The organism is Paenibacillus sp. MMS20-IR301, from assembly GCF_032302195.1.
In the GTDB taxonomy this organism is placed as follows: Bacteria; Bacillota; Bacilli; order Paenibacillales; family Paenibacillaceae; genus Paenibacillus_AQ.
The window spans coordinates 7,086,197-7,101,599 of record NZ_CP135275.1 but is presented as its reverse complement, the minus strand read 5'-3'; the positions used below and the strand labels follow the sequence as shown (position 1 = coordinate 7,101,599).

11 protein-coding genes are annotated in these 15,403 nt (G+C 56.9%); 5 read left to right on the top strand and 6 right to left on the bottom strand.

Translation table 11 applies throughout. The features are described 5' to 3' along the window. The first annotated feature begins 123 nt into the window (after positions 1-123). Positions 124-1,182 carry a M23 family metallopeptidase gene (locus LOS79_RS30515; RefSeq protein ID WP_315422531.1) on the top strand — a complete coding sequence of 353 codons (1,059 nt, stop codon included), beginning with the start codon at positions 124-126 and terminating at the stop codon, positions 1,180-1,182. Between the two features lie 6 nt (positions 1,183-1,188). Here LOS79_RS30515 and LOS79_RS30510 read toward each other — a convergent pair whose 3' ends face one another. From LOS79_RS30510 to LOS79_RS30500, 3 genes are all read right to left on the bottom strand, one after another. Next, complete coding sequence (locus LOS79_RS30510) at positions 1,189-1,839, bottom strand: alpha/beta hydrolase (protein WP_315414672.1); 651 nt, start codon at positions 1,837-1,839, stop codon at positions 1,189-1,191. A gap of 124 nt (positions 1,840-1,963) precedes the next feature. Further along, a complete protein-coding gene (locus tag LOS79_RS30505) occupies positions 1,964-2,542 on the bottom strand; it encodes a hypothetical protein (protein WP_315414671.1) in 579 nt (192 codons plus the stop codon). Positions 2,543-2,560: 18 nt separating this feature from the next. Continuing rightward, positions 2,561-3,094 carry a hypothetical protein gene (locus LOS79_RS30500; protein ID WP_315414669.1) on the bottom strand — a complete coding sequence of 178 codons (534 nt, stop codon included), beginning with the start codon at positions 3,092-3,094 and terminating at the stop codon, positions 2,561-2,563. 262 nt (positions 3,095-3,356) lie between these two features. Here LOS79_RS30500 and LOS79_RS30495 point away from each other — a divergent pair, with 262 nt between their 5' ends. From LOS79_RS30495 to LOS79_RS30480, 4 genes are all read left to right on the top strand, one after another. Next, on the top strand, positions 3,357-4,679 hold the full coding sequence (locus LOS79_RS30495) for a DUF6385 domain-containing protein (protein ID WP_315414668.1): 1,323 nt from the start codon (positions 3,357-3,359) through the stop codon (positions 4,677-4,679). A 270-nt stretch (positions 4,680-4,949) separates the two neighbouring features. Continuing rightward, positions 4,950-7,022, top strand: a complete 2,073-nt coding sequence (locus LOS79_RS30490; RefSeq protein ID WP_315414666.1) for a glycosyltransferase — start codon at positions 4,950-4,952, stop codon at positions 7,020-7,022. Beyond that, entirely contained in the window at positions 7,019-8,662 is a 1,644-nt protein-coding gene (locus LOS79_RS30485) for a tetratricopeptide repeat-containing glycosyltransferase family 2 protein (protein ID WP_315414665.1), read from the top strand. The genes LOS79_RS30490 and LOS79_RS30485 overlap by 4 nt, the downstream gene beginning before the upstream one ends. Before the next feature lie 16 nt (positions 8,663-8,678). Beyond that, the gene (locus LOS79_RS30480; protein ID WP_315414664.1) at positions 8,679-10,901 is read left to right on the top strand and encodes a tetratricopeptide repeat-containing glycosyltransferase family 2 protein; all 2,223 of its coding nucleotides are present in this window, start codon (positions 8,679-8,681) and stop codon (positions 10,899-10,901) included. Between the two features lie 748 nt (positions 10,902-11,649). On the opposite strand, the gene LOS79_RS30475 is transcribed toward LOS79_RS30480, so the two are convergent. Genes LOS79_RS30475 through LOS79_RS30465 form a run of 3 tightly spaced genes read right to left on the bottom strand, consistent with a single transcriptional unit; the run spans position 11,650 to position 15,294 of the window. Further along, positions 11,650-12,384 carry a glycosyltransferase gene (locus LOS79_RS30475; protein ID WP_315414663.1) on the bottom strand — a complete coding sequence of 245 codons (735 nt, stop codon included), beginning with the start codon at positions 12,382-12,384 and terminating at the stop codon, positions 11,650-11,652. Further along, on the bottom strand, positions 12,365-13,762 hold the full coding sequence (locus LOS79_RS30470) for a hypothetical protein (protein WP_315414662.1): 1,398 nt from the start codon (positions 13,760-13,762) through the stop codon (positions 12,365-12,367). Before LOS79_RS30470 ends, LOS79_RS30475 begins: the two co-directional genes overlap by 20 nt. Beyond that, positions 13,759-15,294 (bottom strand): glycosyltransferase family protein, encoded by a 1,536-nt coding sequence (locus tag LOS79_RS30465; RefSeq protein ID WP_315414661.1) that lies wholly within the window; start codon positions 15,292-15,294, stop codon positions 13,759-13,761. Before LOS79_RS30465 ends, LOS79_RS30470 begins: the two co-directional genes overlap by 4 nt. Positions 15,295-15,403: the final 109 nt, after the last annotated feature.

Below are 15,403 nucleotides of genomic sequence, written 5' to 3'. Positions count from 1 at the left end.
CGGCTGTGCCGTCCTTCAGAGGACGGTATCCGTTTCAGCGAGAAATATAAGGATTATTTATGGCGTACCACCGATAAATTCTTATATTTCAAAAAAGATACCACCCGGAAAACCCTGATATGCATGTCTGCAGCCGCCCTGCTCTGCGGCAGCCTGCCCGCCGCCTCAGCTCACGCTGCGCGTTCCTACACAGCGCCGGAGCTGAGCTCGGCTGCTCCGGCTGCCGGTGACACTAAAGAGCCACTTGCTGTTGCCCGCAAAGAACTCTATGAACAGATGAGTGCAGCGACCGGTATCCCCTGGTTCCGCTTCGCTGCCATTGATCAATATGAACGGTCCGTATCCAAAAAGAAAAAAGGTGCAGCTGCCGCCGCAGCATCTGACCCGGCGAACCTTCCGTCCAGGCTCACAGGCATCACCATTCCCGCACCGGTATGGTCGGGGCCGCTGAATCCTGACCAGGAGGACAAGCAGCCGGCATCTATCAGCTTCTTCGGCGGCTTCGGCCGGGACGGTTCCGGGGATGGCCTCGCCGATCCCGCTAATGATGCCGACGTTCTGTACAGCATGGCCAGTCATCTGCTAAAGTACGGCACTTCCGCCAGTGACTTCAGTATCGGCATCTGGGAGTACTATCATAACGGCCGGGCGGCCCAGCGTGTGGCCCAATTCGCCAAGCTGTACGAGCATTTCGGACGTCTTGACTTAACGGGCAGTGCCTTTCCGCTTCCAATAGGAACCAACTACGCTTACCGCAGCACCTGGGGCACAGGCCGGAGCTGGGGCGGAGCACGCATCCACGAAGGCACGGATTTGTTCGCACCGCATGGCTTGACCGTCCGCAGCACCTGCTTCGGCGTGGTAGAGACCAAGGGCTGGAACCGTTACGGCGGCTGGCGGATCGGAATCCGCGATATCGAGAACCGCTACCACTACTATGCGCATCTGATGGGGTATGAGAAGTCGCTCTCCCGTGGAGATATAGTCATTCCGGGCCAGACCATCGGCTGGGTGGGCAGCTCAGGTTACGGCAATCCGGGCACCCAGGGTAAATTCCCGCCCCACCTCCACTACGGAATCTACCGCGACCGCGGAATTACCGAATGGGCCTTCGATCCTTACCCGCTGCTGAAGCAATGGGAGAATCAGGAATACCGCAGGCTGAAAAAAAACAAGAAATAACAAGCTCTATCTGTAATCTCCCGCACTGCGCATAAACTGCAGCACTTCATCCATCATGCCGGCGCTGTCCGCGCTATGGCATACCATATGCACCTGCTTGCGGCGGGAGGGGATGGTCTGCTGCAGATACCCCGCGCTTTTGGATTTCACCAGATGATCCCGATTGCCCTGTACAATGAATGTAGGCAGCTCAAGCTCCGGATACACTGCGAAGCTCTCCCGGACCAAATGCTGAAACTCCCTGGTTGCCTTCAGCGGTGTGGAGCGCCATTTCCGTAAATAGTTCCTGACCATCTCCGGACTGCCCAGGGTCCGCAGGATCTGCGCCGGGTTAAGCGGAAATACAGGCGCGGAGAGCAGCGTCAGTGATTTGATATAGGGCTTATACCGGACAGACAACCCGGAAGCAATCAGTGCACCGGTGGAAAATCCGACCAGATGTACCCCCTCGGCCCCGGACAGCAGCATGTTCAGCTCCTCTTCCGCACTCTGCTGCCAGTCATGGCGGTCCGAATGAAGCAGGTCCCGGCGGGTACCCCCATGACCTTTTAGCGTAAATGTCCGGGTTATGTAATCATGGGCTCCCAGAAACTGCGCTAACGGTAAGACTTCATATTCGCCCCCTGTGAAGCCATGTATCAACAAACAACTGTCCATACCGCCCATTCCCCCCTTCTATCCATTCTACATTAAGATCCATTTATAGAAAAATAAACCTTAACTTCCCCGAAGTCAAGGTTTACTCTGTGGTTCCTGTTATGAATATCTGCAGAACGGCCGGCTATCTTTCCCACCAGGTCAGGCTCAGCGCTGAAATAATCGTTCCGACAGCAGCACTTGAAGAGGTAACATTGGCACTGACCGCCGCACCGGGCGGCACAATGATGCTCCCGGTAAATATAGGGGTGAACACTCCCGGCGCCAATTGATATGTGGCCAGTATACTCCCTCCTGAGATGACCGCAGTTGAGGACTGGACAGTCATGGCACTCGCGGCCGGGCTGGCCAGATTATTATTCACCGGGGTTACCGTGGCTGGAGACGAGACCGTCCCCCCTCTGACTAATGTAAAGGTTCCCGAGATCGAGGTCAGCAGTGAAGTTCCGCCAATACTGCCGCTGATCCGTGATAAATATAAGGTTTTGCCGCTGCCCGCAGGATTGTTGATGCGCACCGATATGATCGCCGAGCTCAGCCCCAGTACGATCGTAGCAGAGTTCGAGGCATTGGCCGTAAATAATACCGCTGACTCTGAAGCGCTGATCTCCGGCGGTGCGCTAATATCCGGTGACTGGAAGGTGTTAGTCATTTCTACATAGACCGGCTGATCATTATCGTTGATTACATAATTATTCGGCATAGCCCGCCCCCTCCCATTCTAGTTCTCCCACCAGCTGATGTTCCCTGTAGCCGCCGTACTGCTCGAAGCTGTTATTGTAAGGGTCAGCGAGTTGCCGGGAGGCACAATAATTCTTCCGTCAAAATCAAGAATAACCGGACCTATAGCCAGCAGCATGGACATAATGGTTGCCGGACTGCCTGTAGGTGCCGCAGCTGCTGTACGGGCAGTTGTCACACTGGTGACCGCACTGCCAAAGTTATAGTTAACCGGAGCCGTTGTGGAACCTCCGACTGTTGCATTACGCAGCAGAGTCAAGGTTACCGCCGCGGCTCCGGTACTCCCGACTACCCGCGAGATATATACCGTACGCCCGCTTCCGCCCGGATTCGCCACCTGCAGAACAAGCGGGGCAGCAGCAGTAACCGTCGCGGCAAAAGGAACCCCAAACAGCAAGCCTGACATGGCAGCTCCCGCCTCAGGCAATGTATCTATAGCTGGAGCAACATAAGTATTGACCTGCTCGGTATACAGCGGCTGGCTATTCTGATTAAAAATTGCATCATTCGGCATTTCCTCACTCCTCCTATCGGCCCTAGCATACTCTCATAGTATGCATCCGTGTGTACGGGGTTGTTTGGCAATCTGCGTATTTTTGCACAGTTGCCCCGCGCGTTCTCTTAAAATCCCCATATAGTAATATCACACCATTCGAATGGTTCCTGACCACCTTACGCAAACGGCAGCCTATATATGATATAGACCCAGACGACGGTTTGGGTCTTTTCATGAGTACGCTGGCGATATCTATTCTATGATGAAAGGATGAATACTTTTGCCGAATTTCAGTTCATTTCAGGCCAACCCGGATAATCTGCGCACACTTATTTTCGGCCGGGACCCCTCAACCCTGATCGACAGCCCGCTTACAACGGATGCCAGCGGAAACCTGACCCCCGTTATTCTGGGCGGTACGATCACTAGCGTGCTCGGCGCTACGATCACTGCCGGTACATTATCATCGGCTGGTACGGTTACTAACCTGCTGAATGGTACCATCACTAGCGTACTTGGGGCTACGATCACTGCCGGTACATTGTCGTCGGCTGGTACAGTTACTAACATCCTCGCCGGTACCATTACTAGCGTGCTCGGCGCTACGATCACTGCCGGTACATTATCGTCGGCTGGTACAGTTACTAACCTGTTAGATGGTACGATCACTAGCGTGCTCGGGGCTACGATTACTGCTGGTACATTATCATCGGCTGGTACGGTTACTAACCTGCTGAATGGTACCATCACTAGCGTGCTTGGGGCTACAATCACTGCCGGTACATTATCGTCGGCTGGTACAGTTACTAACCTGTTAGATGGTACGATCACTAGCGTGCTCGGCGCTACGATCACTGCTGGTACATTGACCAACCTGTTAGATGGTACGATTACTAGCGTGCTCGGCGCTACAATTACTGCCGGTACGTTGTCGTCGGCTGGTACAGTTACTAATATCCTCGCCGGTACAATCACTAGCGTACTTGGGGCTACGATTACTGCTGGTACATTATCATCGGCTGGTACAGTTACTAACCTGTTAGATGGTACGATCACTAGCGTGCTCGGCGCTACGATTACTGCTGGTACATTATCATCGGCTGGTACGGTTACTAACCTGCTCGATGGTACCATTACTAGCGTGCTTGGGGCTACGATTACTGCTGGTACATTATCGTCAGCTGGTACGGTTACTAACATCCTCGCCGGTACGATCACTAGCGTGCTTGGCGCTACGATTACTGCCGGTACGTTGAGCAGCGTAACCTCCATTTCGCAGCGCAGCTTTATCGAGCTTGCTACGAACGGAATTGCAACAGGAGATACCTTCACACCTCTGCCGGCCAATACTACGAGCGTGCTTGGCACCTATTCCTATTTTGTCGTGAACACCGGGGCCAATCCTGTGAACACCCGCGTAGAGATCAGCGCAGACGGAACAAACTATTTCATCGATACTACAGGCGATAATCCGCTGGCAGCCGGTGCCGTGGATGTTATCGTTCCTGCACGCTTCCTGAAATACACCCGTCTCTCCTATCAGTCTGCTACTCCGGGGGCAGCATCAACGATTAATGTCATTTTTGATGCCCAAGGAACGTAAGCCTTCCATCCGTCATATAATGCAGCATGCATAAACGGCTACGCCGCCCTTCGTAGGACGGCGTCCGTTTCAGCGAGAAACAGAAGTAAATTTACTGTACTAAGCTACAATTTCGTGAACTAAACAAAGAGTGCATGGATACCCGTGTACTCTTTGTTTCCTGTGCGACCTTCTGTGACTACATAAGACGGCCGCTCTCCTTCTGTCTGTATACCAGCCGCCTGTCAACAGCACCCGAATGATATTTAATTCGCCAAGGGAGGATCTACCGTGGACAAATCTGCCGGGCTTACACTCGGTGTGCAACTGATCGTCAAGAATGAAGCCGGACTCCTGCCCCGCTGCCTGGCTAGTATTGACGGTGCCGATGAGGTGATCGTGGTTGATACCGGCTCTACAGACCATACCCTAGACATAGCCCGGACTTACGGAGCAGCGGTGTATGAGATCCCGTGGACCCATGATTTCTCAGCGGCGCGCAATGCCGGATTATCCCATGCTGCGGCGGACTGGATTCTGGTCCTGGATGCGGATGAAGTCCTGCATACCCCGATCGGAACCATCCGGAGCCTGCTGCAAAACAGCGGAGCCTTAGCCTACACAGTGCGTATAGAGAATTTGCTGGGGTACAGCCCGGAGGACCGCCTGCATCACAGCAGCGTGCGTTTATTCCGTAACGGACAGGGCTTCCACTTCAGCGGCAGAATTCATGAGAGTGTGGATTCCTCTATTCTGCATACACATGGATCCGCAGCGATTCATAGCAGTTCGATCGAGCTTATCCATACCGGCTATCTGCCTGAAATTATAAGCTCCAAAAACAAACTCACCCGCAACGAACATCTGCTGTGCCTCGCGCTGGCTGAAGAACCTGAGGATGCTTTTCACAGCTACAATCTTGCGGTAAACTGCTGCCAGAACGGGCGGCTTCAAGAAGCGGAGGAACTGCTGCGGCATAGCCTCAATTACGCTCCGCTTCAAATTTCCTATCGTCCGTCTATCATCCGTGATCTGTGTAAAATCTATCTTGCAGCCGGAAAAGTAAAAGCAATTGACAGCCTTCTGGCCCGTGAACTGGCACGCTACAGCGACTACCCCGACTTGCACTTTATTCAAGGCCAGTCCTGGGAGATGCAGGGGCTTTGGGAACATGCTTACCAGGCTTACCAGCATGCTGTGGACAGCGCAGCTCTTACGGTTCCGCACAGGGCTTATGTCAGCGAACACGGTATGGACAGCTTCCGTCCGCTGCAACGGATGGGATGGATCGCACAGCAGCTTGGCCAGCTGGAGGAGGCCGCCCGGCTGTTTCACCGCTCACTGCAGCATCATTCCGTCTATCCCCCCGCGCTGCTCGGGATTGCTTCCGCCTTTCAGCAGCTTGAGGTCCCGGATGAGAATATCGCCGTCTTGCTGCAGCAGCTCGCCGGTACAGAGCAAGGCAGAGCAAGAGCTGCAATCCTCTGTACTTTAAATGAAATCGGCGCCCACAGGGTGATTGCCGGCTTACCGTCTGAGCTATACCCGCTGGAGGCGGAGACACTTATAATCAGACTGTCCTCCTGGATCATGACCGGCCAATACCCTCTTTTCAGGCAGACTGCAGCCGGATTGCGCTCAAACGGACTGCAGCTGAGCACCGGAGCATTGGATGCGGAAACTGCAAGGCAGCTATGGCTGCTAGAGGCATTATGCAGGTGGGAGCATGGCGAAGCACTGCCGCAGGAGGATGAGTTATCCGTGCCGGCGGAGCTGCGTTCCGGATTGCTTTTTATCGATCAGCATCTGGCGTCAAAAGAAACCGCTTCGCAGGCAGCTCTCACCGCTTCCGGTCATGCTCCGCTTCTTACTGAAATCATCCGGCTTGCAGTTAAGCTGGAATTCGTACCGTTAAGCAAAGTTATAGCTGCGGTATTCCCCGCTTGCAGGGAGGATCTGGCGGCCGTCCTGTATGAAGAAGGCTGGCGGGCCGAGGCGGGTGAATTATTCATCGCTCTTGTCAGCAGCAATCAGGCGCCGGAGGCTGGAACAACACTGCAATATCTCGGGGAATTGCTGCTTGATAAAGGCCATTATGCTGAAGCGGCCGGCTGGTACCGGCTATTGTCCGGGCAGGAGTCCGGGAGCGGGGCAGCAAACGCCGGATTGTCGCTGTGCTATCTGCAGCTGGCCCGGCAGGCTCTGGAGGAGGCTATAGGCAGCTTCAAGGGGGCTAAGGTCCATGGGCCTCTTCAGGAGGATCTGACCGCAACCGCCCATGCCATAACTGTGCTTAACCGTGTTCCCTGGCACACAAGCTGGAACTACAGGCAGCGCCGGAGAGGAGCCGAACCAGACTTATGACAAAATCGCGCAAACCGCTAATCTCCTTATGTATGATCGTAAAGAATGAAGCCGATACACTGGCCCGCTGTCTAACAAGCGTTCGGGGTGTCGCTGATGAGCTCATAGTTGTTGATACAGGCTCTACCGACTCCACAGTTTCTATTGCCCGCAGCTTCGGTGCCCGGATTATCACGCACCGCTGGAGCGGGGATTTCGCCGCGGCACGCAATGCCGGCCTGGCCAAGGCCAGAGGAAGCTGGATTCTGGTACTGGATGCGGATGAAGAGCTGGAGCCGGGGAGTAAAGATGAGCTGCGGGCATGCGCGCAGCATATGGAGTATGAGGCTTTTTGGGTCCGGATTCATAACCATAAGGGAACTGAACGCTCTTCGCAGACCCTTACAGTCAATCCGATCCTCCGCATGTTCCGAAGCCGGCCAGAGTACCGGTTCAGCGGGATTATTCATGAGCAGATTGCTAGTGTCATTGTAGAGAAAAGACCGGCAGCCGCAATGCACCTGAGCACTGTCATCGTTCATCACTACGGCTATGCGGACGGGGTTGTGGAAAAAAAAGATAAAATCACCCGCAATATCCGGCTGCTTCAGGAGCAGCTGGAGCGGAGTCCCGGGGATGCTTTTCATCATTTCAATATGGCGGTTGAATATATGCGGCTTGGCGAGTACAACCCTGCGCTGGAACATCTCCGGACCTCACTTGCCGGGGCAGAGCCGGATACAAGCTACCTGCATCTGCTCTATAAATACGAAATCCGCTGCCTGGCTGCATTAGGCGATTCAAGGTCAGCTCTGGAGGCCTGCGAGCAGGGGATTGCGCTTTTTCCGGATTATCCCGATCTGCATCATATTAAGGGGGCCTTGCTGCTGCAGGTTTCCGCCCGGTCTGAGGCAAAGGCCGCACTGCACCGGGCGCTGGACATCGGGGTCTCCCCTCCTGCCTACCATACCGAGAACGGCATCGGCACATACCTCACTCAAAGCCTGCTCGGGCAAGTCTGCCAGCAGACTGGCGATGAGACTGAAGCCATTGCCTGCTTCACGCGCGCGGCTCAGCTTCATCCTGCCCCCTGGCCGCTGATTGCCCGGCTGCTCCGGCAGTTCAAATGCGCCGGCAGGGAAACGGAAATCTGCGGATGGCTGGCAGATCATCTGCCCCGTGTTCTGGCTGAGGAGCGGCAGAGCCTTGTGCAGCTGCTGGTCAGGGACGGCTGTTATGCAGCGGCGGCTGAAGTGTTGGGGGCCGGGACGGTGGAGCGGACGGCAGCGCGGGATGCAGAGCAGACGGAGCAGCGGGATGCAGAGCGGACGGAGCAGCGGGATGCAGAGCGGATGGCAGCGCGGGCGGTGGAGTGGGATGCGCAGGGCACAGCAGGTGAGGGGGATGATGGTGAAGCTTCGCTACTCAGACTGCTGCGGATGGCGGAGGAAACTCCTGCTGCTCAGATAACAACCGGGGATATTGCCGCACTGCTGCTGCATCCTGCCGTTTCCCGGACCGTCGGGACAGCCATTACCCCGGCACAGCCTTGGCTTGCTTTGGCTGACCGGGTGCTTGCTGAGCTTCAGGCTGCTTCGCCCTATGCTCCGGCTGCCGCAGCAGTACGCATGATGCTTCCGCTTCCCTTGATAGACGAATAGGAAGGGGCTTTAAGGTATGGACACACCCGGTCTCTCACTCTGTATGATTGTTAAGGACGAGGCGCAGCATCTGGAGAATTGTCTTTTATCTGTGCAGGGGATCGTCTCGGAGATCATTATCGCGGATACCGGTTCGACGGACGGCAGTATAGAGATTGCCCGCAGGTTCGGTGCGAGAGTCATTGAGGTGCCTTGGGAGCATGACTTCTCCAAAGCAAGGAACGTGACGCTGTGCGCGGCCTCCTCTCCTTGGATTCTGGTGCTGGACGCCGATGAAGTTCTTGCAGACTGGAAGACTGAGGAGGTAAATCTGCTGCTGGAAGCGGCGGAAGCCTGGGGTTATTTTCTGCCATTTATCCATTATGTAGGGGGTACCGGCGGAGAGGATTATGTTACAGATCATGTGTGCCGGCTGTTCCGCAATGATGAGCGCATCCACTTCCGCGGCAGCATTCATGAAGAGGCAGCCTCCAGTATCTGGGCCCTTCCTGAGGGTCATATCGCCTATGCCGGCCTGCCGGTTCATCACTACGGTTATCTGGACGGCGAGCTGCAGCGCAAGGATAAGGCCAGCCGCAACCTGAAGCTGATCCGCGCCGCACTGAAGCATGATCCGGATAACATTCAACTGAAATACGCCCTCGGCACAGAGTATTACCAGCAGGAGCAATACGGCGCAGCCGCCGGTGTGCTGCTGCCGTTGCTGAATCAGGTTCCGGCCGGCTCAGGGTACACAGCCGATTTATATCTGAAGACGGCTTACGCCCTTCAGTCTGCCGGAAAGCCGGAAGAAGCCATTGCTGTGTATGAGGCGGGCCGGATTCTTTATGCAGACTTCACGGATCTGCTGGAGAGCTACGCCGGTCTGCTGGAGGAACAAGGGAATTACCCGCAGGCTTACGAGCTGCTTCAGGCCGCGCTGCTGAGCGGTGACGCCGCCCGGAGATATCCCTCTTCCTCCGGCAGCGGCACCAGCCGCACCCGCTGCTCCGCCGGACAGCTCTGCGAAAAGCTGTTCCTGTACGAAGAAGCGGCCGGTCATTATGAGCAGGCTATCCGCTGCAGGCCAGGCTCCCCCGCGGCCTGGGAACAGCTTGCAGCGCTGTGCCTGCTGGGGGGACAAGAGGAGCGGCTGACGGTCTTCACCCGTCAGCTGCTCCCCTCCTTGTCCCCTGACCTGCTAAGCAGGCTGGTGCCTGCCGCGCTCAATGCCCGCGCCGCCGGGTGGCTGGCGGCGCTCTGCGCAGCACCGCATCTGCCGGAAGCCGTCCGGCAGGTGCTCCAGGTGCTGCTGGGTACGCTGTTCCGGCAGCCGGAACAGCCCTGCACCGCAGCCGTTCAGCTGGAACGGCTGCTCCCGGGAGCGCCGGAGCAGCCCTGGCTGTCCGGCTATCTCTGGGCCTTGTCCTGCCGCAGCGGCGATACCGCTGCAGCAGGACTGTGGCTGGAGAGGCTGGCGCCGCACAGGCACGGCCTCTCTGCTGTGCACCGCTGCCTGGCGGAGCCGGCAGGCGGGGCACCGGTGTCTCCGGCGGCGCAGCAGCCGGAGACGGCTCTCCCTGACGGCTACCCTGCAGGGAGCCGTAAACAAGCTGGCAGCGGGCCCGCATGCCAGCCTCCGCAGGGCAGCAGACTCAGCCCGGATGCGCTAACGCCCGCGTCCGGCTGTCTCAACGCCCGGACAAACGGGCAGACGGGTGCAGATGCAGCCTGTCCATTATTGCAGAATATGACCGGAGCGGAGCAAAGCGCCGAGCAGCCGTTAAGCTTCCCGGACCTTTCTTATGCTGCCCAGCTGCTGGCCCAGGCAGGTGCTTGGGATAATCTGCTCCTGCTGCACAGCTTAACCGGAACAACTCACTTCAGGTGGAGCCGCTTGCCCCAGCCCCTGCTGCATGGGCTGCTGCATGCACCTGCTCCTTTTAGAATACAGTGGTGTGCTATGTATGATAGGCAGGCTCATGATTACATCTCGCCCGGCGATGCTGCCGAGTGGCTGCTATACGCAGCCCTGTCTACTTCCTGCGGGCTGATGCCTCAGCTGACTCCGGCAGACGAACATACACTTCGGCAATCCGGCGGAACTGCAGCAGCAATCGGTATCAGCTATCATAACCTTCTGCTTGCAGCAGAGGCATTTCCGCAGAGACAGCTAACCGCACCCGTTGCCGGTAACATCCCCTGGCTGCTGCTCGTCAGATCCGCACTCCAAGAAGCCCGACAACACCGGTCGATATAGCTGTCCGTAACCCGGCGATACACACATGCAATCATATTACCATCGTCACTCGTAATGCTCACAGCTTCTCACTAAAACTAATTATTTACAGTAACATTTCCTCCTGTCAGTTAGCCGCAACAGTTTGGTCCAAATAGAAACTTGATGCACATCAGGTCCTCAGCCTGCTTACTCTGCTTTGCCGCACCTCAAGCAACAGTTAGACCGAATCAGCCTGCTTCTAGCAAAATCTAGAGCCCCTAATCCCCTTATATATCCCACTTCTGGCAAAAATAAGGGCACTTCTGCCCCTGATTTTCTCCTATTCCTCACTTTTGGCGATATTAGGGGCACTTCTGCCCCTATTTTCCTCTTTTCGCCCATTTTTAGGAATAATAAGGGTGATTTTGCCCCTGTTTGCCTCGTATCGTCCACTTTTAGTTATATTAGGGGTATTTCTGCCCCTGATTTCAGCTATCTGCACCGGCAGCTTACGGCGATTTCTCCCCCGTTCCACCGCGGTGAAACCCTGCGAAGGAGTGAGTATTTGTGAGGATATCCCCTAAATACGAGGGACGGATCAGGGGTGCCAGCTCGCTGTTTGAACACTAATGGAGGACCATGAGGAGAATGAAGATAATGTAGCGCGTACGGCTTCGTCGGTATAAGTGAAACACAGATTAGCCCCAATTAGGGCTATTGAATGCAGACGGTAAACTGCACATAGCCCCTGCCCATACCGCTCCAGCAAACGAAGCCGCACGCCCCCCTACTCCCTCCACTCCACCAGGCGGGGCTGCGCATCCAGGATGGAACGGTATTGCTCCAGGCTGCCCCATCTGCCCTCGGGGTCAAGCTCCATGTAGCGGTCGTATTTACGGCGCAGCGCCTCGGGCTCCAGGGCCCAGCCGTAATGCTTCACCCGCAGCTCGGCAAGGAACCCCGGCAGGACCGCGTACGACAGCGGCAGCCGGGGAACATGATGATCCATCTGCGGAGTGAAGAAATAGAAATCAGGCAGATAACGGATCAGCGTGCGTGTATGCTTCGTATGGAGATCCCAGTGCTCATCCTCCCGGTAATGGGTCGTACCGCCCCAGAAATCGTAGATCCGGAAGGCCACCCAGTCATAGGCATCCTGATCGATCAGCCGCCGCATTTCCTGCTTGGCCCGGTCTTCATAGAATTCATCGGCATCCACGGAGAGCAGCCAATCCGGGCCGGTAGATACCGCCAAATCCCAGAGTGTCTTGCGCAGCTCCCATTCGCGTCCGAAGACCGAGCTCTCCAGCGATACCAGCTTCTTCACCTTGGCAAAAGACTGGCACAGCCGTACCGTCTCATCCGTACTGCCGTCATCCACAATTACAATATCGTCGACAAATCCGCTCAGCTCCTCCAGCACCTGCTCCAGATACCGGCCGCTTTCGTTGCGCACCTGCATCATCGCCGTCAGGCGGTTGCCGGAGGTTTTGCGCAGCGGTTCACGTCTGCTCTTCGCCACCTTTAGCCCTCCCCCTTACCCGCTGCACCGCTTCCTCCAGATCCGCCATCTCAGCAAAAAGCTGCCTCGCTCCCTGATCCGCCACTGCCGAGCGCAGGAAGCTGCGGATCGCCTCATGACGCCTGCCGTACAGCAGATGCAGCGTCCCTTCCATTACGGGCAGCTGCCCATCGTTTAACCCTGCCGGCCCGCCTGCAGGAATAATGTTCCCCGCGCTTCCCACACTTCCCGCACTCCCCGTGCTTCCTACACTCACTGCACTTCCCACAATTCCTGTACCACCTCCACTTGCCGCCCCTCCGGCCAATGCCGCATTCTCCGCACCACCCGTTTCACCGGCTTCCAGCTCAGCATACAGCCGCAGCGCCTTCTCCCACTCGGATGTGCCCGTATAATTCAGCAGCAGCTGCTCCCGGGCCTCCCGTCCGGGCAGCCGGCTCAGTATGTCAACGGCCGCCGCCCCGTCCTCATTGACCCTGTACAGCTCTGCCCGCAGCAGCTCCTGCCCGGCCTCGCCGCCGTCCAGCCACTGCTTCATTAACGCAACCCTTGCCCGTTCACCGGCCGTGAACGCGGTAATCTCATATTGCTGTACCGCAAGCTCCAAATTACCTTTTTTCGTCTCAACAGCTGAGAAGAATCGGTAGTGGGAGTGCAGACAATCCGTATAATCATGCAGCAGCATCAGCTCGAAGGAGCGCGCCAGATAACGCGCAGCTGACTCATCGCCGCACAAATACAGATAAGAAGCGGCTAAGTAATGCACTGAAGGCTGTTGCGGCATAAGCCCGCACATCGAGATATAGAATTCAGCCCGGTGCCGGCGCTGGATGTCCTGCCAGTCCGGCACCTCCCCGGGTGCTCGCGGCGGCTGCCATAATTCTATGAGCGCGCGGTTCCAGACGGCTTCATAATCAGCCAGGAAATACAGCACTTCCTCCCGGCGGAGCAGCCCGTAAGACAGCGGCTGGTCTCCGCTTAAATACACCACGCCGCTGCGGCGCAGATTCTGCTCCAGGTACAGCCGTTCCGATGCGGTGCCTACGAGGTCTGCTTTTGCCGCGAGCAGCGCGCTGTATTTATCCCATAGCTTGCTGTCCTCCCCTTCAGGGCAATATTCCAGCAGAGCAACGGTATAAGCAGGCTGAAGCGCAAGCACATCCGGAAGCCAGTAGGGGGAAGAGACCAGCAAAGTATATTCATCAGCCTTCATACTGTAGATCTCCGGCAGCGTCACGGGCCTGATCCCGCAGCGGAGCTGCTGGGCAGGCGTCAGCTGTCCGGCATAACAGACCTCGCCCCGGTCCGGGAGCAGCTCCAGCATTCTTTTATAAGGATAATCCTCCCAGGCCACATGGCTGAGCACAATATAATTCATCCTTCTTCGCCCTCCCCGCTGAAAGCCGCCGGACGGGCAGGACCGGGCTTCTCTGCCAGCCCACCGGTATAGCCGACCGACAGCGCCGGGTCAGGAGCCAGCACCAGACTGCGGAGGGAGCCCTCCCGCCTGACGATCCTCCCCGGAGTAATTCCGCTGCGGTGCGCAGTCCGTTCAAGCGGAAGCGCGCCGGGATATCCGTCTGTCTCCGCACGCTGTCCCGGCTCATCTGCCGCATAAACCGAGCTGACGATAATATCTGCCCGGCTATGCTGCAGAATCTCTGCCATACTCCCGACATATTGGCTGTCGTATGCTGCAGAGGCAGACAAGTAGACGACAATTTCGCCGCTGTACAGAGCTGAAATATTCTCCAGCGCATGCAGCCAGGGCTGCTCTCCATGGACGGTGATCACAGCATCCCGCTCCTGCACCGGAAATTCCGGGAATGACTGGCTCCAGCTGTCCCTGACCCAGACCCAGCGGATATTTCCGTAGCTCTGGCTTGCCTGCAGGCTCTGCTGGCGTTCACGGGAATCCGCTGCCGTCCAGTTCTCTTCGAAATAGACCACAGCTGTAACCAGCATACCGGCGGCTGAATCCAGCCCGAGCGGAATGAACGGCTGTGCAGGACAAGCCGCGAGGTCCGCCGGGACCAGGCGCGTATCCCCGCCGTCAGAGCCTTCCGGCAAATTCCATTTCCGGAGGTAGGCCTGCTCCTCCTCACTCCGGGCTCTGCTGCCGGCACTGTTCACAGCCCCTGCCTCCAGCGGATGCAGAACATGAACATATACCGGAGCACTGAGGGCAAGCTTTGCCCCCGACTGCCTAGCCCGCAGGCACCAGTCGGCTATGATCAGCCGCCGCCCGCCCAGCGAAGCATCTAAACCCCCTACTCTCAGCAGCAGCTCCCGGGCGATGAGCAGACAAGAGCCGCTGAGCACCTCCTGGGCACTCCAGTCAGCCTGCCGGTTATCCCGCAAATGCCCCGCATAAGCTGACAGCTCTCCATATCCGGCAAAATGCCGCCGCTGCTGCCCCTCTCCCCGTTCCGACGCAGAATAGGGTGCCACCACGCCTACTGCAGGATCATCAACCGGCGGCCACAACAGGTTCCCGAGCCAGCCGGGCGACACCATCACACAATCCTCCAGCAGCACGACAAAGGAGGTCTCGGCAAAAGCCAAGGCCTCATTCACCCTGTAATGATCTCCGGTAAACGGAAGAAACAGCAGCCCCGGTTCCCCGGCGAACTGCTCCGACAAAGACTGCAGCGGAAAATCAGCGGTCACCGGTACCGCAATCAGCCGGACTGACGGCCCGGAGTGCTGAAGCAGCAGCCGCAGGCATTCTGCCGACCAACCGGCATGCCGCAGTTCTACTACAAGCGTAATGCCTCCCTGCACAGGAAGCGGGAGCAGGCCCTCCCGTTCCAGATAGCTGTATCTCCCGGCAAGCCGTTCATTCCTGACCGCTTGTGCCGCACTCCCGTCCGTCTCCGTATTCCAAGCATTCATCGCCTCATAAGACATTCAGACTCACACTCCATTAGTCAAAACTGTGCTGTCTATAGTGTATGAGCGGGATGGTGCAGGTATCCCTTCATCTGCCATTTTCAGCAGACACGGGGTCCGTTAACCC